The following is a 20,273-nucleotide window of genomic DNA, read 5'->3' on the forward strand; positions in this document are numbered from 1 at the left end:
GGATGTCGCGCCGGACATCGTTCGCTGAACGCAAAAACCAAGGACTTTCATGACTGCCATTCCCACCCCTGCGCCCGTGGTTCCCGGGCGCCTGGAACAAATGTCGACCCGTATCGCGTTTTTTATTGCCGGCTTCGGCATTGCCGCCTGGGCGCCTCTGGTGCCCTATGCCAAGGCCCGCGCAAATCTCAACGAAGGCACCCTGGGCCTGTTGCTGTTGTGCCTGGGGGTGGGCTCGATCATTGCGATGCCGGTGGCCGGCGCGCTGGCGTCACGCTATGGCTGCCGGCGCGTACTCAGCGCCGGCACGCTCCTGCTCTGCGTGGCCTTGCCGATGCTGGCCACCGTCAGCTCGATACCCTTGCTGATGGCAGGATTGTTTCTGTTTGGTGCGGGCCTGGGCACGGTGGACTCCACCGTCAACCTGCAGGCGGTGATCGTCGAACGAGCCAGTGGCAAAACCATGATGTCGGGCTTCCACGGGTTGTTCAGCCTGGGAGGGATTGTCGGGGCGGCGGGGGTCAGCGCGTTGCTGGGCTTGGGGCTGTCACCACTGTCGGCCACCCTGGTGGTCATCGTGATTACCCTGGCCGCCCTGCTCAAGGCGGCCCCGCACTTGCTGCCCTACGGCAGCGAAAGCTCCGGCCCCGCCTTCGCCATCCCCCACGGGGTAGTGCTGTTTATCGGCTGCCTGTGTTTTATCGTGTTCCTGGCAGAAGGTGCCGTGCTCGACTGGAGCGCGGTGTTCCTCAGTGACGAACGCGGCCTCGACGAAGCCTATGCGGGCCTGGGTTATGCGGCATTTGCCCTGACCATGACCATCGGACGCCTGACCGGCGATGCCATTGTGCGTCGCCTGGGGGCCAAACGGGTGATCGTGATCGGCGGCTTGCTGGCCACTGCCGGCATGCTCCTGGCTACCCTGCTCCCAGCCTGGGAAACCGCGCTGCTGGGCTATGCCCTGGTAGGCGCCGGCTGCTCCAATATCGTCCCGGTGTTGTACACCGCAGTCGGCAAGCAGACCGTCATGCCGGAGCATATTGCAGTGCCCGCCATTACCACCTTGGGGTATGCCGGTATTCTCGCCGGCCCCGCGCTGATCGGCTTTATCGCCCATGGCAGCAGTTTGAGCGTGGCCTTTGTGTTGATCGCCGCGCTCCTGCTGGGGGTGGCGATCAGCGGGAAAATCCTGCGGGTGTAACGCGCTCAAGACCCTACAGGGTCTTGTTGTTTTCCAGCCAGCCGTCCAGGTCCTTGTTGCTCAACCAGCCCTTCTGGTAATGGCTGCCGTAAAGGCGTCGCCAGCCAGAATGGATGCGTTCCAGCGAGTTCAAGAGCCTGGGGCGGTCCACCAGGTTTTTTGACATGTACACCAGTTGTTCGCTGTACATTTTTTTCGCTAACCCCGTGACGGGGTCCCGGATAACGGCGCCTTCCTGGTCCGTTTCGTCCGGGTCCTTGCTGATTGAAACAAGCCGCTCGATCTGCACGTAGCCGACGCTCTCGAAAAAGCCCGTGCGATCCCGGGACCTGTCACGCAGTTCATCAAATGCCGCCCTGAACGCCTGCACCAGTTCGACGTTGGTCTTGGCGTGAAAGGGATCCGAACTGAAGGCATTTGGGTCGCTGTTGCCAAACACTCCCTGTACCGCTTTGGACAGGCTTTGCCGCGTAATCAAGCCCTCCTCGTCGAGGATCGCGTCGATCAGTCGCGGGCGCTGGAGCAGGGCCTTGGCCAGCAGAATGGCGTTATTGAGCGCTGGTGTGTCCGTCATTTTTTCACCCGCGATCCGTCGCAACGCCACCAGTTTCAAGCCTTCAGTTTTCATGAAAATTTTCCAGCACGGAAAAATGATCACCCAAGGCCTTCACCAACTGGCTATCCGGCAATTGGGTATAGGGGTTCATATGGGAGGTACGCGCCGAAGGCGTGTTTCTGAGTTCCTGATGATGCAGAGTGACTTCGTCAGGCGTGGCCCACCGCAAGGGGCGCCGGAAACCCGAAGATCGAATCGTGCTGGGCAGAGGCTGATTGTCAACCTGCCACCCACGCGGCGTGCTCTCGATTGAAGCAGCATGAGCTTTCTGTTGTGCGTCATCCGGTATCGCATCATGGCGGCTCGTAACATCAGGCCGCAGGAGAGGTACCCCACCGTCAATTGCCATGTTTCATATCCACCTTTTCTAGATCCATACTCAGACCGGCTATCACCACCGTCACTACAAGGGTGGTTTCCAAAAAGCGCAAAGTATGTGGCCAAGCACCGGCAATGGTTCCGGGGCGGTCGATCATTTTCGATGACTACATGTAAACAACGGAGGGGGCCTGGGCGCGGCTTCAGTCAGGTTTTTGGGGCGGCAATGCCACGGATTTCGAAACACCCAGCATGGCCTTTATTGCATTGATCAACCCCACCGTGGTACCCACCGTTGTCGACACATCAGAGCCTGGCGTCGCGGTGGCTCGGTGAGCAAGCATGCCTTTGGCGAAGTCATCCGCCGCCGGGGCCTTGAATGTGTACTGTGCGGAAAAACCCTTCGCTCGCTGAACCTCGGCACCTCCCTCGCCAGCCACGCCCTGGTGCTGAGCATCGAAACGTTGGCACTGCGCGCGGGTTTCGCAAGGTGGTGCAAGAAGGGATTGTGGCAAGCCAGGAGTTTGAGTTCCAAACGACGTAGAAGTCATGTCAACACCCTCTCTTTGAGTGAAACCGTCGGCGTCATAAAGGCCGTCAGTTACAAGCTATGTGGCAGACCGCTGAAAACAGTTCCTGTTCATTGAAGTGGCAGGCGATGAGCGGACGCTGGCACTTTCAGCCAGCCCTGCCATCGTTAATGGCCGAACCGGGAAACACGGCGTAATACTCGCGGCCCATCCCGGTTCTATGCTTGCGCTGCAATACCCGCGGCTTAACGGGACAACTTCTTCAAGGCTTGTCTGCTGATCCTGCCGTCATAATCGGGGCTGGCCGTATTGTCCATTTGTTGGCGCAGGTTCGAGCGGTTATTGACCTCCCTGGCCAGTTGGGTGAGTTGGTCCCGGTACGGGTCACCTGTCAGCGGGCGCTGGGCCTTGGCATCGAGATCGGCGAACTTGATGTCTTTGTTCCAGAAATTTCCTTTCAACTGATTGAAGTTATTCAGCATGTCCTTGGCCAGCTGTGCGTCGTCCTTGAACTTCAACGGGTTGTCCGAGCGTATGACGTCATAAATGTTTTGTCGGGTGAGTTGGGCATCCAGCGCCCCCGTACGACCGTCACGGTCTAGCGCCTTGAGCAGGTCCGGACGTTTCAGGATCTCCCTGGCCAGCCGGGTGTCCTGATCCTTGCTCGAGTAGCCGGTCAGGGGCATCTGTGCCTTGTCTTTCAGACCTTGGGGCGTGATGTAGGACGGGTTGCTCGGATCCTTGAACGACTGGAAGTTATCCAGCAGTTGCTGGGCCAACTGATCATGGCTGCGTTTTGAGTAGATCGGATCGGGCTTCTGCGCAACAGGCCTTGGCGGCGGCCCCCCATAGGACGCAGGCGCAGCCCCCCGAGCTGCATCGCCCTGTGCCATCGGCTGCGGTGCTGCGAACACCGGCCCCGACTGACTCTGCGGCCCGCTGAAACTGGGCCCCTTGGAGGCTGCCCCGGCGGCCGGCGCCGCAGCGCCCGAGGTGTTGGCCTTTGCCTCAGCCCCTTGCGGTGTGGCGTCATTCGGTAGTTTGACGACAGGCTGATTGAATGCAGTTACCGACATAATGTTCTCCAGTGCGGCTTGTTGACACAGTTCACCTCACGGTCCCAGGCACCCAGACAATGGGTGCCCGCACACGATGAGCTGAAGGTGTGTGGCAGGCCTACGGAGTTCGGTTCCGCAAAGTGCAGAAAATCACAAAATAAAGGTAGGAAACGCGTCCCTACGACCCTTCGCTTTCGTCAGAAGGATCGTAGGAAGCACGCGTCAGAACCCCACGCTCGCCTGCACAAAGAACGTACGGGGCTCACCCAGGTAGATCCCGGAGTTGTTATCGCTGGACCGGGTGTAGTGCTGCTGGTCGAACACGTTTTTCACCCCCACGCCCAGCTTCAGGTTCGACAGTTGCGCGCCAAAGTCATAGCCACTGCGCACGTTGACCGACACATACCCCGGGATATCACCGTACTGGCCGTCCGCAGTCGGCTGGGTGATATAGGTGCTGGTGGTACCTGGCGCCCGCTGCCCGGACTGGGCATACGCATCCAGGTTATGGGTCCAGCGGTTGACCGCATAACGCAGGCCCAGGGTTGCCACTTGCCGCGAGTACAACGGCAGGTCACGACCCTTAAAGGCCACATCACCTTCGGAGGTCGCCTTGGTGTAGGTAAAGCCGGCATTTGCGCTCAGGCCATCCAGGCGCGGGTCAAGGTTGGCCAGGTCGTAGCGGGCAGAGGCTTCGATACCCGCATGCTTGGTGGCGCCCAGGTTGGTCCAGCCCACGTCATTGCTGACGTACTGCAATTCGTCGGAGAAGTCGATGTAGAACAACGTCACTTCGCCGCCCCACACATTGTCGTTGTAGCGGGTGCCGACCTCGTAGGTCTTGGCTTTTTCCGGTTGCAGGCCATTGGCCGTCTGGTCGCCATTACCGCCCTGGCCCAGCTGGAAATACTGCAGGCTGCCGAAGGACGTTTCGTAGTTGGCGAACAGTTTCCAGGCGTCGGAGACGTGGTACATCACGCTCAGTGCCGGCAGCGGTTCGTTGTTCTTGATCTCGCGGCGCTTCTCCTGGACGGGAGTGCCATTGAGTGCCAGCACCGGGCGGTCATGCCATTGGGTGCGGATGCTTTCAAAGCGGATACCGGGGGTAATCGTCCATTTGCCCACATCGATCTTGTCATCGATATAGAACGCGTTGGCTTCGGTGCCACCGGTGCGGTCCTGGTACACATGGCCATCACTCTGCGGCCCCGGCGTAGGGACGTTATTGGTCAGGTTCAGGCGTGTGGCCTGTTCGTGCATGCCTTCTTTCAAGTAGCGGTAGCCCACGCTGACTTCCTGGCTCGTGGGCCCCAGGTCAAAGACATGGGACACCTGTGGCTCGATACCGAAGGTGTAGTAGGTACGCGGATAGGAACCGATAGTAGCCAGGTCACGGTTGGCGATGTTGCTGCCACGGAAGCTGTCGGAATAGTAAGTCAGCACTTGCGCCTGGGTACGGTCGTCGATCTGACGGATGTACTTGAACGAAACATCCTTGCGCCGGCCGCTGAAGTTGTCCCAGTCGCGCACCGACTGGTAAGGGTTGGCGTCGAACTGCTTCTGGGTCAGGCCGCCGGGCATGTCGGCAGTGGCGTCGTAGTAATGGAAGTTGAGGGTGAAATCGTCCTGATCGGTCGGCGCCCAGTGGGTCTTGAGGATCACATCGTCGATGTCGTTCCCATTGTTGCTGTCGCGATAACCGTTGCCATTGACCCCGGAATACAGGAGCGCCATGCCAATGCCATTGTCTGCGGTGCCACCGATGAAGGCGTTGTCGACATGTTTCCAGCCACCGTGGGAAGAGGTTTGCAGGGTGGTGCCGACCTCACCGGAAAAGGTCTCGGGGATCGCCCGGGTCACGAAGTTGATCACGCCGCCGACGTTCTGCGGTCCATAACGCACGGAGCCGGCGCCGCGTACCACGTCGATGCTCTCCAGGTTACCGGCGGAAATCGGTGCCATCGACAACTGGGGCTGGCCATAGGGCGCGAACGCCGCAGGAATACCGTCGATCAGGACCGTGGAGCGTGGCGACAGGCGCGACGTCAGGCCACGTACACCGACGTTGAGGGAAATATCGCTGCCGCCGGTACCGTTGGACTCCTGCACCTGCACCCCGGGAACCCGGCGCAACACGTCGCCGACATTCATCGCGCCCTGCTCCACCATGGCTTCACGCCGGATCACCGTACGCGCGCCGGGATGGTTCTGCACCACTTCGGCATTGGCATCGCCCAGCCAATCGCCCACGACCTTGATCGAGGTCGCGCCAAGCTCCAGGGGCGAGCCCGCTTCACCAGTGCCCGTGGAGGCCGGATGCAATGTCACCGAGCCCGAATCGATCTGGTACTCCAGGCCGCTGCCTTGCAGCAACTGGCGCAAGGCCTGTTCCGGCGACAGGTTGCCATCGACGGCCGGGGCTTGTTTGCCTGCCACCATCTGCGGGCTGAAAAACACTTGCAGCGAGGTTTGCTGGCCCAATTGGCTCAGCGCCGCGCCCAAAGGCTGGGCCTTGATATGGATGGCATCGTCGGCATAGGCCGCAGGCAGTGCGGCATTGATCGCCAATGCCAGGGCCAGGGGCGCCCAGCGCCAGGTTTTATTGTTGTTCGCAGCGAGTTTTTTCACGTCGTAATCCCAGGAAAGCGCGGCTGTTAATGCAAACCAGTTGCAGTTGGACAAGAAGACGAAGAACTCGGAAAAAACCTGAATCTAACGTGAAATTATTTCCTGGCTGCCGTCCGGCAGCGTGCGTAGAGCCACCGGCAGGATGTGCGGCAAGGCCTTGAGCAAGGCATCGGTGTCGTTGGATTTGAACACGCTGGTCAGGCGCAACTCGCTGGCCGCGGTGCTGACCCGCAAGGGTTTTTCGCGGTAGCGCGAGACTTCCCGCGCCACCTCGGCCAGGCTGGCGTCGTTGAACACCAGCTTGCCGGTCTGCCAGGCCAGCAGTGCCTGGGCGTTGACCGGGCGAGCCGCCGCGACCGCGCCCTGGTTGTCGATGGATGTCCCCAGGCCCGCCGTCAGTGTGACCACCGGCTGCGCGGCATGCCCTTGCACCTTGACCGTTCCCGCCTCGACCACCACGCGGGTCTGGTCATCGTCGCGGCGTACATCAAACCGCGTGCCGGTAACCGTCACCTGCCCGGCCCCGGCCCGCACCACAAAAGGCCGGCTGGTGTCGTGCTCGACGCTGAACAGCGCCTGGCCCTGCTTGAGCTCTATCCCACGCCGGCCCTTTTCGTAGTGCACCGCCACCACGCTGCGGCTATTGAGGTCCATCAGCGAGCCGTCGGGCAACGCCACTTGGCGACGCTCACCCAACACCGTGCTGAACTGCGCGTCGTACACCGCCGGATGATCCAGGCCGCTGAACAGCCCAAGACCCACGGCCACCGCCAGCACACTAGCCGCCATGGCATAGCGCACTGCTCCACGCCGCTTGCGCGGCACAGGCGTATCGACCAGGGCCTGCAAACGGCGCTTGGGCAGCAGGTCGGCGGCGCTCCACAGCCCTTGCAGCACCTCGAATTCGTACTGGTGGGCGGGATGCTCCCCACACCATGTGTCGAAAAGACACTGGTCCGCATCGCTCAGGGGCTGATCCTGCAAACGCACGAACCACAGCGCCGCCTCGTCACGCACCGCTGCGCTGCCACAGGCACACTCACGGGTATCCATCATGGAAGATCCTGTTTCAAAGCGGGCATTGGTCATGGGGCCAGCGCGTCCAGGCGCTCGCGCAGATGCCGCAGGGTGCGGATCATATACTTTTCCACCATGTTTTTAGACAACCCCAGGCGCTCGGCGATTTCCTGTTGGGTCAGGCCCTCGACCTTTTGCCAAATGAAAATCTTGCGGCAATTGAGGGGCAATTCGGCCAGGGCCCGCTCGATGGAGTCCGCCAACTGCACTGCATGCATGAAATGCTCCGGGTCGCCACTTGGCGGCGCACTCTGGTCAAGACCTTGCAGCTCCATTGCTTCACGCCGGTCGGCACGGCGATAGGCATCCACCGCAATATTGCGCGCCGTCTGGTGCAAATAGGCACGCGGCTGCTCGACCAGCGCCGCCTTGGACTCCAATACCCGCACGAATGTATCGTGGGCCAGGTCCTCGGCCTGCTGGCGATTGCGCAAGCGGCGCGTCCAGGTCCCGACCAACTCCTCGTAGTACGCGAAAAAGCCTGGTCTGCGGGGCGGCTGAGGAGTCATCGAGGATGCACTGGGTAGGCGGGGCGTGAATAGTAATGCTTCCTATTAATGGGAGCAATTACTGACCGTCGCCCTGGCTGCGATTGCCGCCAATGTCGATCAGTTATGGTGAGAATCCAACAGACACCGGTAAACCCGGTGGGAGCTGTCGAGCCCCTTGGATTTTCACGAACGTTGACATTGCGCTCACTTAACTAACCGTTGATGCATCCACGTTGCGACGGTTACATCATCAAGGTAGCCCGCAATACCATGCCGATTGGCCATATGGTTACTCACGCCGTTGAAATTCTCGATGCCGGGTGTGATGTTCCAGCGGGTAGCGTCCAGTGGATACAACGCCACCGCATCGCCCGGATCATAGGCATTGAACCACTGCTGCACACCCGCAGGCATCGACAATGCAGGGGGGGTGAGCATTTCGCGTACCGTATTCAGGCCCAGGGGCGAGCCAACCGTCACCAGCCCCACCACGTTGGCTCGACGCCCGAGCTGTTGCAACGCGCGGTACGCAACAATCGATCCCAAGGAGTGGGCCACTATCACACAGGGCTCATCGCCAATGGCCGCCTCTACGATGGCGGTAATGCGGTCCGAGACTACGGGGTAAGCCAGATAGAGATAGACATCACGAGTGAAGCGATCAAGAGCGGCTTCACCCAGGGCGGTGCGCTGATCCACTGCACGTAAAAGCGCCTGAATCCAGGGCGAACTGCCAAGGCCTTTCTCGGTGCTGTCCTCATCGAGAAAAGCCTGGATCTGCGCATCGGTCACGCCATTGGCGGTCGCGATGTCCTGCAAAAATTTTCCACGAAAATCATCCTGCGCCTGTTCATCGCCACGCAGGCGCACCCCACGCGCCAGCGGGGTGCTGAGGGCCCGGGTCAGCTCATCCAGTACGTCGGCGTAAAACGCCATCGTCACAGACAGCCCTTCGGGGAGTGGAAGACCGGACTCCCCCCAGCCGATATACAGCGAGTCCAGCCATAATTTTTCCAGGGCTTCCCGGGTGCTTTCCTGTTGATCTCGCCCGTGGATGAATACCAGTTTCATGGGAAACCCCTACTGAAATATCGTTCTAGAATCGCCGACCCCTTACCGGAGAATGTCGTCCATAGTGACGGCTCCAGATAACGCCCAGCCTCTAGCAACTGCTTGGGCATTGTCTCAGTCAGATTCCCCAGCAACGACCACCCCTGCGCCAGCATGGGCACACCGGGCATGCACTTATGCACGGCCTGCTCCTGATCGGTGCCCGCCCACGCAAGCATTGCCACATCGAAAGGAATGGGTTGCAGGCCATCTGCCATATGCTGGTAAATCCCTCTGACACTCTGCTGATCGCCTGCCTGGTGATAGGCATACGCGGCATAAATGCCCAGCGTTGGGTCCATGCGCCTGAAGAAACGCAGATAACTGGGCAACACAGCTGTTGTATCAGGCAAGTGGAAGCTGCCTTGACGCGCAGCCACCGCGACAAAAGAACGTCGCATATCCAGATAGTGATAGTTACGCATAGGAATACCGGCGGCCGACGGCGTGTAATTGACCGTAGCAATACGCCCATCCTCAATAATCACGGTGCCGATAAATCCGGGAATAACTGACAGCAAGCTACTGGTGCCATTTTTGAAACGCAGGTAAAGCGCCCCTGGCTCCAAACCGCTGATCAGGATGCTCGGCCCATTGCCGCGAAAGGTGATCTGGTTCTGTTTGATTACGTAAATAGCCTCGACTTCGTCGCCCTTGATGTGAAACCCCGTGTGCATGTCCGTCTGTTGGTCATCCATCGCCGCCATTAATCGCTCCATCTCGGCATCCAAAGCCTCGCGGGGCAGCGGTCGACCAGGTTTGGGGATCAGCAGCACCTTCCGATACCACTGCATGCTCCCTCGATCAGGCTCGGGCTCAGTCAGGGCTGTCTTAGCGACATCAATCGCTCGCTCGGCACCGGCATCAATCGTTGCCAGAAACTTGGGCAACGCCGACTCCACCCGCGAGTCCGGGCGCTGGAACAGCGCCACAGACACCGCCGCTGCCGCTCGGGGAATAGCGTCCTCAAGGTGCAGTTTAAGCGGACGTGATGCAACCACATGCTTTTGCACGCCGTCGTCGCTTTTCACGGTTTCGATCACAGTTTCAATATCGCCCCGCAAAGCGGTCAGCATGCAATCGGTCAGCAGCCCATAGTGACGCTTGTCCGCATCGTCAGCCGAGACCTCCAATGCCGGATCTCCCGGCAGCGCTGCATAAAACACATCCACTTCGGGTGCTTTGCCGCTCGAGCGATGAGCAGGAAATATCCGGTAGCCGTCGACCATGCTCACCTGAAGGGTTCCCGCCAGGGACCGGCATGCATCCGAAATGATCACAACGTGTTCGATACCGCACTGACGCGCCAGGCTGATCGAGCCATTGACGTTGATGGCATGGTTGGGATTCCTGCCCACCTCGGACAATAGCCACAACTCACAATCCGGGGCTCTCAATACACCATGGCCGGAAAAGAACACCACCAGTTGAGAGCACGTCCTGCTCTCCACGATCTTACTGATCGCCTCGAATATCTCCTCAGGCCCCACGACCTTGCCGTCAGCATCGGAAAAAACTGTGGTCTCGAAACCTTGCTCCCTGCCCCATTCCCCCACCTGCTCAGCCCCAGAGGCCGCGCCACGCAGTACAGGAAAATGGCCGGCGCGGTCGACGCCGATTGCGATTAATGCTTTTTTCATAGGTCTCTCTCCATGATGACACTATGCCATCCAGCCCCTCGCTGCCTCAACTCACACCAACCGCTTGATCTGCTTATGCCGCCACACCAACCGGTAATACGCCGTCTGCAACCCCAACATCACCAGATAAGTCACCGGGAACGCCATCCACACCCCTTCCAGGCCAAAGTGTGCATTGAGCAGGTACGCCACCGGCAGCTCCACACCCAGCACGCAGAAGATCGAGATCGCCACCGGCATCAGCACCACGCCGCTGGCGCGCATGATGCCGCCAATCACCGCCTGGAAGCCGAACACCAGAATGCTCCAGAGCATGATGTGCAGCAGGTGTTCGGCCTGGACCCGCGCCTGGTCATCGGTGATGAACAGGCCCAGTAGCCAGTGGGACAACACGTAGCCAAGCACGATCAGGCTCCCGGTCAGGCACAGGTTGATGGCAAGGCCGGTGCGCAGGATCGGCCCGATGCGTTCCAGGCGCCCGGCGCCAATGGCCTGGGCGCCGAGGATCGAGGCGGTGATGGCAATCGACAGCGCCGGGAATTGCACATAGTTGACGATCTGCGTCACCGCGCCATACGCCGCCGTGGCCTGGGAGCCGTGGCCGTTGACCAGTGCCAGGATCACCAGCTCCGACAACGACAGCACCACCATCTGCAAGCCGGTGGGCAGGCCGATGCGCAGGACTTTGCCGAGGATCGCCCGGTCCAGGCGCAAGGCCGCCAGCAATGCGCGATCCGGCGCCATCACATGGTCTTTATGACGCAGGCGCAGCACCAGAAACAGCATGGCCACGGCGTTGGCCACAAGGCCAGCATAGGCCGCGCTCTGGATGCCCATGGGCGCCAGCCCCAGCCAGCCGCGGATCAGGGCCGGGGTCAGCAACAGGCCAACCACCGTCGAGACCATCAGCGCCAGCAGCGGCGACACCGTATCGCTCACGCCCCGCAGCAGTTGGGTGTAGAGGATGAACACCAGCAGCAGCGGCATGATCAGCATCATCACCTGGGCATAGCCGACGGCGTCGTCCAGCACATCCAGCGGCGTGCCCAATGCCTGCATGGCCGGGCGCGCGAACAGGCTGCCGAGCACGGCGGCGAGAATCCCGATCAACGCGCCCAAAGTCAGGGTCGCGCCAGTGATGACTTTGACCAGCGCCGTTTCCCCCGCGCCCCAGGCCTGGCCGATCAGCACCGAAGCGCCCGCCCCCAGGCCGATCACCAGGGCGATAAAAAAGAACACGATGGGAAACATCCCCGACACGGCCGCCAGCGCCTGGGTGCCAAGCATTTGCCCGACATAGATGCCGTTGAGGGTGCCGGAAAAACTCTGGAGGAAGTTGGACAGCACCATCGGCGCAAGAAAGAACAGGTACACCTGCCACAGCGGGCGTTGCAAAGGGTTCTGCATGAAAAGCGGGGCCTCGGAATGACACAGCGACCGAGGGGTTATAGCGTATTGGATCCGATCCTGCTGTGTTTTAAACCGCTACCCACCTATCCCAGCATTTCCCGAAGCCGATACCACAACATGCCCAGCGCCAGTAACGGCGAGCGTAAAGCCTTGCCGCCGGGAAAGGTCATGTGCGGCACCCGGCTGAAGGTGTCCAGGCCCTGGCTGACACCCGCGTGGATCCCTTCGGCCAGCAACCGCGCGCACCAGTGCGTGACATTGAGCCCATGCCCCGAATAACCCTGGGCGTAAAACACGTTGGGGTACTGCTGCAACCGTCCAACCTGGGGGAAACGATTGGCGGTAATCCCGATTTTGCCGCCCCATTGGAAGTCGATGGCGGTGTTGGCCAGTTGCGGGAATACCTTGAGCATCTTCGGCCGCATATACGCAGCGATATCCACCGGATCACGCCCCGAATAATGACAGGCGCCGCCGAACAACAGCCGACGGTCCGCCGAAAGCCGGTAGTAGTCCAGGCCGACTTTCTGGTCGCACAGCGCCAGGTTCTGCGGGATCAGCTCGTCGGCGAGCGCAGCCGGCAACGGTTCGGTGGCGATGATATAGCTGCCGGCCGGCAGCACCTTGCCACTCAGGCGTGGCTCCAGTTCGTCGAGGTGTGCATTGCACGCCAACACCAGGCTGCCGGCCCGTACGGTGCCACCGGCGCAGCGCACCTGCACGGTGTCGCCATGGCTCAATTGCAACGCCGCGCTGTGCTCGAAAATTCGCACGCCCAGCGCCTCGGCCACGCGGGCTTCGCCCAACACCAGGTTCAGCGGATGCAAGTGGCCCGAGCCCATGTCCACCAAACCGCCGGCGTACAGGGTTGAGCCGACCACCTGCGCCATGTCCTGCGCCGCCACCAGCCGGGTTTGCGCCATGTAACCCAGGGTGGCCAGGCTGTCCTGCTCGCCCTGGAATGCGGCGAACTGCGCCGGCGTGTTGGCCAACTCGCAAAAGCCCCAGCGCAGGTCGCAGTCGATCCCGTGCTCACGGATGCGCTCACCCACCAAGGCCACCGAATCGATCCCGGCCCGTTGCAGGTAACGCACGCCCTCCTCGCCCACGTACCGGGCAAAACCCGAAACGTCATGGCCAATACCCCGGATCAACTGCCCGCCATTGCGCCCGCTGGCACCCCAGCCAATGCGCCGGGCTTCCAGGAGGATCACCGACAGACCGCGCTGGGCCAGCTCGATGGCGGTGTTGACGCCGGTAAAGCCGCCGCCGATCACACACACATCGGCACTCAGGTCCGCAGCCAGTGCCGCGCGCTGGGGCATGGCATTGGCCGACGCCAGGTAATAGGAACGGGCATGGTCTTGGGACTGGTTCATCGGTTGGACTTCACTTTGCTCCAGGCCCGGGTCATCACACGCATGATGGCGGGGCTGGGGGTGGTGGAAATGTACAGTTTGTCGAGCACGTCCTGGGGCGGGTACACCTCGGGATTGTTCACCAACTCCGGCGCCATGAAGGCCTTCGCCGCCAGGTTGGGGTTGGCGTAGCCGACGTAGGTACTGACCTTGGCAATCACCTCGGGGTCCAGCAGGTCGTTGATAAACGCGTGGGCCTGTTGCGGGTTGGTGGCGTCTACGGGAATCGCCAGCAAATCGAACCACAGGTTGCTGCCCTCCTTGGGAATCGCATAGGCGATGTTCACGCCGTTATTGGCTTCCTTGGCGCGGTTGGCCGCCTGGAACACATCGCCGGAGTAACCGAAGGCCACACAGATATCACCGTTGGCCAGGTCCGAGATGTACTTGGAAGAATGGAAATAGGTGATGTATGGGCGCAGCGTCAGCAACTTGGCTTCGGCCTTTTCATAATCGCTGACCTTCTCGCTGCGCGGGTCCATGCCCATATAGTTGAGGATCGCCGGGAATGCTTCATCCGCCGAGTCCAGGAATGCCACGCCGCATTGCTGCAGCTTCTTCAGGTTCTCGGGCTCGAACATCACCGCCCACGAATCAATGTGGTCGATGCCCAGCACTTGCTTGACCTTGTCGACGTTATAGCCAATGCCATTGGTGCCCCACAGGTACGGCACCGCATGGGCATTGCCGGGGTCGTTCTGCTCCAGCAGCTTGAGCAGCTTGGGGTCCAGGTTCGGGTAGTTGGGCAATTGCGCGCGGTCCAATTCAAGGAACGCGCCGGCCTTTACCTGGCGCCCCAGAAAGTGATTGGACGGCACCACTACGTCATACCCGGTACGCCCCGCCAGCAGCTTGCCCTCCAGGGTTTCGTTGGAGTCGAACACGTCGTAGACCACCTTGATCCCCGTCTTGGCCTGGAAGTCGGCCAGGGTGGTCTCGCCGATGTAATCGGTCCAGTTGTAGACACTGACCGTCGGCGCGGCGTGGCTGGCGCTGCTGAACACCGCAGCCAGGGCCAGTGGGAGAAGCTGTTTGACGAGACGCATATCGACACCTTTTTATAGTTGATGATGGAGTCAGACACTCAGCAGCAGGAACTCACGCTCCCAGGAGCTGATCACCCGCTTGAAGTTTTCATGTTCGGCACGCTTCACCGCGACATAGCCCCGCACGAACTTGTCCCCCAGGTACTGCTTGACCGTATCGCAGGCCTCCATGCGCGCCAGGGCATCTTCGATGGTGATCGGCAGGCGCAGGTTGCGGCGCTCATAGGCACGGCCTTCGACCGGGGCGCTCGGTTCGATCTTTTCGATCATCCCCAGGTAGCCGCACAGCAGGCTGGCGGCGATGGCCAGGTAGGGGTTGGCATCGGCCCCCGGCAGACGGTTTTCGACGCGCATCGCGTCGGCGCTGGAGGTCGGCACACGCAGGCCGACGGTGCGGTTTTCTTCGCCCCACTCCACGTTGACCGGGGCCGAGGTGTCGGGCAGGAAGCGGCGGAACGAGTTGACGTTGGGCGCGAACATCGGCAGCAGCATCGGGATGTATTTCTGCAGGCCGCCAATATGATGCAAGAACAGCGGGCTCTTCTGCCCGTCGGCATCGACAAACACCGGCTTGCCCGTGGCGATCTCCACCACGCTCTGGTGCAGGTGCATGGCGCTGCCCGGCTCGTCGGCCACCGGTTTGGCCATGAAGGTCGCGGCCACATTGTGCTTGAGCGCCGCTTCGCGCAGGGTGCGCTTGAACACCGTGATCTGGTCGGCCAGGTCGAGGGCGTCGCCGTGGCGGAAGTTGATTTCCATCTGCGCCGGGCCGTCTTCGTGGATCAGCGTGTCAAGGTCCAGGCCCTGGGCTTCGCACCAGTCATAGACATCTTCAAACAGCGGGTCGAACTCGTTGGCCGCGTCGATGGAGAACGACTGGCGCCCGGTTTCGGCACGCCCGGAACGGCCCACCGGGGTTTTCAGCGGCAGGTCCGGGTCTTCGCAGCGCTGGGTCAGGTAAAACTCCATTTCCGGCGCGACAATCGGCTGCCAGCCCTGGTCGGTATACAGTTGCAGGACTTTTTTCAGCACATTGCGCGGCGACAGCTCGATGGGGTTGCCCTGCTTGTCGAAGGTGTCGTGGATCACGATGGCGGTGGGTTCGATGGCCCACGGCACCACGTAGGTGGCGTTGGCCACCGGGCGGCAGATCATGTCGATATCGGCCGGGTCCAGCAGGTCGTAGTAGATGTCGTCGTCGACAAAATCCCCGGTTACCGTTTGCAGCAACACACTTTCCGGCAGGCGCATGCCACGCTCATGCAAGAACTTGTTGGTGGGCGCAATCTTGCCGCGGGCAATGCCCGTCAGGTCGCTGATCACGCATTCGACTTCGGTAATCTTGTGTTCTTTCAGCCAGGTGGACAGCTGATCGAAAGGGGCATTCATAAAGACCTCGGCATGGGTTGGGTGCTGCGCCGGCTTGTACTTGCGGCGCATTGAGGTCTATCTTGGGCCAGCCTTACCCAGGCATCTATCCACTTTGCACGACCCACAACGCACCAATAGAGTGCGCACGGATCACCCATGACACAGGCAACCGCTTTGCGCGTACAGGCCTTCACCACCGGTGATGTGGCCGCCCAATGCAGTGCGACACCCGGTTGGGTGCAGCAGTACCAGCAGATGTCCCCGGGGCATTTTGCCGGGCAGATCCGCTACCTCGACCTGCAGGGGGTGCAGGTGTACGAAGAGTGCATGAACACCCGCGTCGAGCAGCACTTCAACGCGCCGCCAGGCGCCCTGGCCTTCTGTTTCGACGGCAGCGACAACGCGCTGTACCTGCTCAATGGCGAAAGCCGCAACACCTGGATCACCCCGGAAAACTACCGGGAAGTGGCGGTGGTATTCGGCCCCCAGTTCGTGCAACGCCATGGCCTGGATGTGGCCAGGCTCGAAGGCCTGTTCATGGCGCCGTTGACCTGCCAACAGAACGCGTTGTTCACCCGCTGGCTCAGTGGCACCCTGACGCGCTTGTCCTGCGAGATCGACCCGATCAGCCGCGACGCCCTCACCCGGCAACTGCTGGACGATTGCCTGTTTATCCTCGACAACGCCTGTGTGTGCCTGGACCGCCACTCATTGCAGCGCCGCAGCGAAGAACGCCGGTTGATGGCGCGCATTGGCGCGTGGGCGGCGGATGCGCCGGATGAAACCGTCAACCTGCTGCAACTGGCGCAGATCGCCGGCGTGCCGCTGCGCCAGTTGCAGCAGGGCTTCAAGACCTACACCGGGATGAGCCCGGCGCAGTGGTTGCGCCTGCGCCGGTTGAACGGCGCGCGGCGCGAGTTGTTGAGCTCAGCGGGTTCCACCGTGGCGCAGGTCGCGATGAACTGGTCGTTCTGGCACCTGGGGCGGTTTTCCAATAGCTACCGCGCGTTGTTCAAGGAGCTGCCCAGCGAAACCCTCAAGCGTCATGGTTGATACACGCTCAACCCTGTAGGAGCGGGCTTGCTCGCGAAAGCGGTGTGTCAGGCAATGAATGTCTAACTGACCCACCGTATTCGCGGGCAAGCCCGCTCCCACATTTGATTGCTATCAGGCTGGAGATTTGAGGAAGAGGCTCAGCAACTGATTCACCTGCTCCGCCGCCTCCAACTGCACCATATGCCCCTGCCCCGGCAAGATCTCAACCTGGGCCTGCAACCCCTGGGCATGCCGCACCGGAATGATCGCATCTTCACTGCCCCAGATCACCAGGCTCGGCTGCTGCCCCACCACTGCACGCAGGTCAAGCATCTGCCGACCGCCATCAAACAGCTTGGCATTGAGTTGCCGCAACGCCTGGTCCACACCCTCCAGGCGCTTGAACTTGAGCATGTCCTCCAGCATCTGCCGCGTGACCAACGCCGGGTCGCTGAACAGTTGCACCAGTTGCGGCTTGAGCGCGTTACGGTTGTTGGCTTCGGTGAAGCCTTGCAGGTAGTCACCGTTGATATCCGCACCCAGGCCGGCGCTGGCGATCAATACCAGCGAGGCAACCCGCTGCGGTGCCTGGCGCGCCACCGTCAACGAAACCAATCCGCCCATGGAATGCCCAGCGAGGTGCACGCGTTCAAGCTTGAGGTGATCGAGCAACGCCAGTACCGCCAGGCTCAACTCCTCGGCATCGCCACTGTGCAAGTGCTTGCCCGACTCGCCATGTCCCGGCAGGTCCAGGGCGATCACCCGGCGCTCGGCAGCCAGGGCCGGATGGTTGAACAGCCAGTTGTTCAAGTCGCCACCAAACCCGTGGATCAGCACCAGCGGTATACCGCCCTCGCCAAGGTCGAGATAACGCAGCAGGCGCCCGCCCAACTCGACTTTCTGCGCACTCGGCCCCGACGCCTGCGCCTCGGCGCTGCTGGAGACAAAGCCGGCATTGAAGCGGTCGATCACCGCATCAATCTCTGCGTCGGTGGCTTCGCCCTCCACCACAATCGCTAGCAATGCGCCGACCGGCAACGTCTCGTCGCTCAGGGCCAAAACCCGGCGCAACACCCCACTGAACGGCGCCTCGACACTGCTGGAGATCTTGTCGGTCTCCACGTCGAGCACTTCCTCGCCCTTCTCTACCCGGTCGCCCGGCTGCTTGAGCCAGACATCGACCCGGCCTTCGGTCATCGACAGCCCCCACTTGGGCATGGTCAAGGTATGGATCATGCCGCAGTCCTCTTGTCAGCGATCTTGCGCACCGCGGCCTCGATCTTCGCCGCGTCGGGGATGTACAGGTCTTCCAGGGCATCGGAAAACGGCACCGGCGTGTGCGGCGCGGTGACCATCTCGATTGGCGCGCGCAGGAAGGAAAATCCGCGCTGGGCCACCAGGGCGCTGATATCCGTGGCGATGGAGCAGCGCGGGTTGGACTCGTCGATCACCACCAGGCGCCCGGTTTTCTCCACGCTCTCGAGGATGCTGTCTTCATCCAGCGGGCTGGTGGTGCGCAAGTCCAGCACTTCGCAGTCGATACCCTGGCGCGCCAGGCTGGCCGCAGCCTCCAGGGCGATATGCACCATGCGCCCGTAGGTCACCAGGGTCACATCGTTGCCTTCGCGCACAAAGTTGGCCTCGCCGAAGGGCACGGTGTACAGCTCCTCCGGCACTTCGCCTTGCAGGCTGTAGAGCATCTTGTGTTCAAGGAAAATCACCGGGTCGTTGTCGCGGATCGCCTGGATCAGCATGCCCTTGGCGTCATAGGGCGTGGCCGGGCACACCACCTTCAAGCCCGGGATGTGCGTCCACATCGAGGTGAGCATCTGCGAATGCTGAGCCGCAGCGCGCAGGCCGGCGCCGTACATGGCGCGTACCACCAACGGCGTGGTGGTCTTGCCGCCGAACATGTAGCGAAACTTGGCGGCCTGGTTGAGCAACTGGTCGAGGCAGCAGCCGATAAAGTCGACGAACATCAACTCGCACACCGGGCGCATGCCCCGGGTGGCGGCGCCGACGGCCATGCCCACGTAACCGACTTCGGACAGCGGCGCATCCAGCACGCGGTCAGGGAACTGCGGGTACAGGCCCTTGGTCACCCCCAGTACGCCGCCCCAGGCATCCTGCTCGCCAGGGGCGCCGGTGCCGCCGGACACGTCCTGGCCGATGATAAAGACACTCTGGTCGCGGCGCATTTCCTGGGCCAGGGCTTCGTTGATTGCCTGCTGATAACTGATTTTACGAGCCATGAAATTCTCTCCGGGTCTTGTTGTTATGAGCGGTAGGCGACGTAGACATCGCTGAGCAGGTCGGCGGCCTGGGGCTTGGGATCGGACTTGGCCAGGCGCACGGCGTCGTCGATCAACTGCGCGACTTCGGCGTCGATGCGCTCGAACTGCGCCGCCTGCAACCAGCCTTCGGCGCTGCAGCGCTGGCGGAACAGCGCCAGGCAATCCTGGGTTTCGCGCAGGTTTTTCACCTCGTCACGGCCGCGATAGGTTTGCGCATCGCCTTCAAAGTGGCCGTAGAAGCGGTGCAACTTGACCTCGACCAGGGTCGGCCCCTCGCCCTGGCGCGCCCGCGCCACCGCCACGCCCAGCGCCGCGTGGACGGCAAAAAAATCATTTCCATCGACAATCACCCCCGGCATGCCAAAACCTACGGCGCGCTCGGCAATGTCCTTGCACGCCACCGACCAGCCGGAACCGGTAGCTTCGGCATAACCGTTGTTCTCGGCGACGAACAGGCATGGCAGCTTCATGATCGCGGCCAGGTTCATCGCCTCGAACACCGCGCCCTCGTTGGAACCGCCGTCGCCAAAAAATGCCACGGCCACGCCCTGGCTGCCCTTGAGCTTGGATGCCAGGGCCGCGCCCGCCGCCAGCGGTGCACCGGCGCCGACAATGCCGTTGGCGCCGAGCATGCCCTTCTCCTGATCGGCAATGTGCATGGAGCCGCCCTTGCCGCCGCAGACCCCGGTTTTCTTGCCGTAGATCTCGGCCATCATGCCGAACACATCCACGCCCTTGGCGATGCAATGGCCGTGGCCACGGTGGTTGGAGGCGATGCAATCTTCATCGTTGAGATGGGCCATGACTCCGGCGGCGCAGGCTTCCTGGCCGGCATACAGGTGCACGAAACCGGGGATCTCGCCGGTGGCGAATTCCACGTGCAGGCGCTCTTCGAAATCACGGATGGTGCGCATCACGGTGTAGGCATGCAGCAGTTGATCGGTGGACAGGTGAGTGGACATCTTGTTGTTCTCCAGGTTGTCTCGACACACAAAAGGCTGGCTGCGGCCAGCTGCAACCTGTTCAGCAC

18 protein-coding genes are annotated in these 20,273 nt (G+C 61.5%); 2 read left to right on the top strand and 16 right to left on the bottom strand.

What is annotated here, in order from left to right; all coding sequences use genetic code 11:
* Positions 1 to 49 precede the first annotated feature (49 nt).
* Positions 50 to 1,201, top strand: coding sequence for an MFS transporter (locus HBO12_RS21885; RefSeq protein ID WP_170043192.1), 1,152 nt, complete (start codon positions 50 to 52; stop codon positions 1,199 to 1,201).
* A 13-nt stretch (positions 1,202 to 1,214) separates the two neighbouring features.
* On the opposite strand, the gene HBO12_RS21890 is transcribed toward HBO12_RS21885, so the two are convergent.
* The 13 genes from HBO12_RS21890 to HBO12_RS21950 all read right to left on the bottom strand — a co-directional run bounded on the left by HBO12_RS21890 (position 1,215) and on the right by HBO12_RS21950 (position 15,932).
* Positions 1,215 to 1,829: a type III secretion effector protein gene (locus tag HBO12_RS21890; protein WP_169957018.1), complete on the bottom strand. Its 615-nt coding sequence runs from the start codon at positions 1,827 to 1,829 to the stop codon at positions 1,215 to 1,217.
* On the bottom strand, positions 1,819 to 2,166 hold the full coding sequence (locus HBO12_RS21895; protein WP_169957017.1) for a hypothetical protein: 348 nt from the start codon (positions 2,164 to 2,166) through the stop codon (positions 1,819 to 1,821). Before HBO12_RS21895 ends, HBO12_RS21890 begins: the two co-directional genes overlap by 11 nt.
* Before the next feature lie 172 nt (positions 2,167 to 2,338).
* Entirely contained in the window at positions 2,339 to 2,686 is a 348-nt protein-coding gene (locus HBO12_RS21900; protein ID WP_170043193.1) for a hypothetical protein, read from the bottom strand.
* Between the two features lie 224 nt (positions 2,687 to 2,910).
* Positions 2,911 to 3,741 carry a hypothetical protein gene (locus HBO12_RS28435; RefSeq protein ID WP_262377053.1) on the bottom strand — a complete coding sequence of 277 codons (831 nt, stop codon included), beginning with the start codon at positions 3,739 to 3,741 and terminating at the stop codon, positions 2,911 to 2,913.
* 204 nt (positions 3,742 to 3,945) lie between these two features.
* Positions 3,946 to 6,351: a TonB-dependent siderophore receptor gene (locus HBO12_RS21910; RefSeq protein WP_170043194.1), complete on the bottom strand. Its 2,406-nt coding sequence runs from the start codon at positions 6,349 to 6,351 to the stop codon at positions 3,946 to 3,948.
* An 84-nt stretch (positions 6,352 to 6,435) separates the two neighbouring features.
* Positions 6,436 to 7,404 carry a FecR family protein gene (locus HBO12_RS21915; protein WP_170043233.1) on the bottom strand — a complete coding sequence of 323 codons (969 nt, stop codon included), beginning with the start codon at positions 7,402 to 7,404 and terminating at the stop codon, positions 6,436 to 6,438.
* A 32-nt stretch (positions 7,405 to 7,436) separates the two neighbouring features.
* Positions 7,437 to 7,937, bottom strand: coding sequence for a sigma-70 family RNA polymerase sigma factor (locus HBO12_RS21920; protein WP_169957014.1), 501 nt, complete (start codon positions 7,935 to 7,937; stop codon positions 7,437 to 7,439).
* A 186-nt stretch (positions 7,938 to 8,123) separates the two neighbouring features.
* The gene (locus HBO12_RS21925) at positions 8,124 to 8,990 is read right to left on the bottom strand and encodes a lipase family protein (protein WP_169957013.1); all 867 of its coding nucleotides are present in this window, start codon (positions 8,988 to 8,990) and stop codon (positions 8,124 to 8,126) included.
* On the bottom strand, positions 8,987 to 10,669 hold the full coding sequence (locus HBO12_RS21930) for a caspase family protein (protein ID WP_169957012.1): 1,683 nt from the start codon (positions 10,667 to 10,669) through the stop codon (positions 8,987 to 8,989). Before HBO12_RS21930 ends, HBO12_RS21925 begins: the two co-directional genes overlap by 4 nt.
* A 51-nt stretch (positions 10,670 to 10,720) precedes the next feature.
* Positions 10,721 to 12,076 (bottom strand): MATE family efflux transporter, encoded by a 1,356-nt coding sequence (locus tag HBO12_RS21935; protein WP_170043195.1) that lies wholly within the window; start codon positions 12,074 to 12,076, stop codon positions 10,721 to 10,723.
* A gap of 86 nt (positions 12,077 to 12,162) precedes the next feature.
* The gene (locus HBO12_RS21940) at positions 12,163 to 13,458 is read right to left on the bottom strand and encodes an NAD(P)/FAD-dependent oxidoreductase (RefSeq protein WP_170043196.1); all 1,296 of its coding nucleotides are present in this window, start codon (positions 13,456 to 13,458) and stop codon (positions 12,163 to 12,165) included.
* Positions 13,455 to 14,543 carry a polyamine ABC transporter substrate-binding protein gene (locus tag HBO12_RS21945; protein WP_170043197.1) on the bottom strand — a complete coding sequence of 363 codons (1,089 nt, stop codon included), beginning with the start codon at positions 14,541 to 14,543 and terminating at the stop codon, positions 13,455 to 13,457. The genes HBO12_RS21940 and HBO12_RS21945 overlap by 4 nt, the downstream gene beginning before the upstream one ends.
* Before the next feature lie 30 nt (positions 14,544 to 14,573).
* Positions 14,574 to 15,932 carry a glutamine synthetase family protein gene (locus HBO12_RS21950; protein WP_170043234.1) on the bottom strand — a complete coding sequence of 453 codons (1,359 nt, stop codon included), beginning with the start codon at positions 15,930 to 15,932 and terminating at the stop codon, positions 14,574 to 14,576.
* 138 nt (positions 15,933 to 16,070) lie between these two features.
* On the opposite strand from HBO12_RS21950, the gene HBO12_RS21955 reads away from it, so the two are divergent.
* Positions 16,071 to 16,967, top strand: coding sequence for a helix-turn-helix domain-containing protein (locus HBO12_RS21955; protein WP_169957333.1), 897 nt, complete (start codon positions 16,071 to 16,073; stop codon positions 16,965 to 16,967).
* 114 nt (positions 16,968 to 17,081) lie between these two features.
* Here HBO12_RS21955 and HBO12_RS21960 read toward each other — a convergent pair whose 3' ends face one another.
* The 3 genes from HBO12_RS21960 to HBO12_RS21970 are packed head-to-tail and all read right to left on the bottom strand — an operon-like array spanning position 17,082 to position 20,205.
* Positions 17,082 to 18,185, bottom strand: coding sequence for an acetoin dehydrogenase dihydrolipoyllysine-residue acetyltransferase subunit (locus HBO12_RS21960; protein ID WP_170043198.1), 1,104 nt, complete (start codon positions 18,183 to 18,185; stop codon positions 17,082 to 17,084).
* The gene (locus HBO12_RS21965) at positions 18,182 to 19,201 is read right to left on the bottom strand and encodes an alpha-ketoacid dehydrogenase subunit beta (protein WP_170043199.1); all 1,020 of its coding nucleotides are present in this window, start codon (positions 19,199 to 19,201) and stop codon (positions 18,182 to 18,184) included. The genes HBO12_RS21960 and HBO12_RS21965 overlap by 4 nt, the downstream gene beginning before the upstream one ends.
* A 23-nt stretch (positions 19,202 to 19,224) precedes the next feature.
* Positions 19,225 to 20,205, bottom strand: coding sequence for a thiamine pyrophosphate-dependent dehydrogenase E1 component subunit alpha (locus HBO12_RS21970; protein ID WP_057445001.1), 981 nt, complete (start codon positions 20,203 to 20,205; stop codon positions 19,225 to 19,227).
* Positions 20,206 to 20,273: the final 68 nt, after the last annotated feature.

It is taken from the genome of Pseudomonas sp. WS 5059, assembly GCF_012985525.1.
Lineage (GTDB): Bacteria > Pseudomonadota > Gammaproteobacteria > Pseudomonadales > Pseudomonadaceae > Aquipseudomonas.

Excerpts from the sequence above, each read along its gene's own strand:
- HBO12_RS21920 (WP_169957014.1), bottom strand. The coding sequence starts at position 7,937 with ATGACTCCTCAGCCGCCCCGCAGACCAGGCTTTTTCGCGTACTACGAG.
- HBO12_RS21945 (WP_170043197.1), bottom strand. The coding sequence starts at position 14,543 with ATGCGTCTCGTCAAACAGCTTCTCCCACTGGCCCTGGCTGCGGTGTTC.
- HBO12_RS21970 (WP_057445001.1), bottom strand. The coding sequence starts at position 20,205 with ATGTCCACTCACCTGTCCACCGATCAACTGCTGCATGCCTACACCGTG.
- HBO12_RS21965 (WP_170043199.1), bottom strand. The coding sequence starts at position 19,201 with ATGGCTCGTAAAATCAGTTATCAGCAGGCAATCAACGAAGCCCTGGCC.
- HBO12_RS21890 (WP_169957018.1), bottom strand. The coding sequence starts at position 1,829 with ATGAAAACTGAAGGCTTGAAACTGGTGGCGTTGCGACGGATCGCGGGT.
- HBO12_RS21930 (WP_169957012.1), bottom strand. The coding sequence starts at position 10,669 with ATGAAAAAAGCATTAATCGCAATCGGCGTCGACCGCGCCGGCCATTTT.
- HBO12_RS21895 (WP_169957017.1), bottom strand. The coding sequence starts at position 2,166 with ATGGCAATTGACGGTGGGGTACCTCTCCTGCGGCCTGATGTTACGAGC.
- HBO12_RS21955 (WP_169957333.1), top strand. The coding sequence starts at position 16,071 with ATGACACAGGCAACCGCTTTGCGCGTACAGGCCTTCACCACCGGTGAT.
- HBO12_RS21950 (WP_170043234.1), bottom strand. The coding sequence starts at position 15,932 with ATGAATGCCCCTTTCGATCAGCTGTCCACCTGGCTGAAAGAACACAAG.
- HBO12_RS21885 (WP_170043192.1), top strand. The coding sequence starts at position 50 with ATGACTGCCATTCCCACCCCTGCGCCCGTGGTTCCCGGGCGCCTGGAA.
- HBO12_RS28435 (WP_262377053.1), bottom strand. The coding sequence starts at position 3,741 with ATGTCGGTAACTGCATTCAATCAGCCTGTCGTCAAACTACCGAATGAC.
- HBO12_RS21940 (WP_170043196.1), bottom strand. The coding sequence starts at position 13,458 with ATGAACCAGTCCCAAGACCATGCCCGTTCCTATTACCTGGCGTCGGCC.
- HBO12_RS21925 (WP_169957013.1), bottom strand. The coding sequence starts at position 8,990 with ATGAAACTGGTATTCATCCACGGGCGAGATCAACAGGAAAGCACCCGG.
- HBO12_RS21915 (WP_170043233.1), bottom strand. The coding sequence starts at position 7,404 with ATGGATACCCGTGAGTGTGCCTGTGGCAGCGCAGCGGTGCGTGACGAG.
- HBO12_RS21935 (WP_170043195.1), bottom strand. The coding sequence starts at position 12,076 with ATGCAGAACCCTTTGCAACGCCCGCTGTGGCAGGTGTACCTGTTCTTT.
- HBO12_RS21960 (WP_170043198.1), bottom strand. The coding sequence starts at position 18,185 with ATGATCCATACCTTGACCATGCCCAAGTGGGGGCTGTCGATGACCGAA.
- HBO12_RS21900 (WP_170043193.1), bottom strand. The coding sequence starts at position 2,686 with ATGACTTCTACGTCGTTTGGAACTCAAACTCCTGGCTTGCCACAATCC.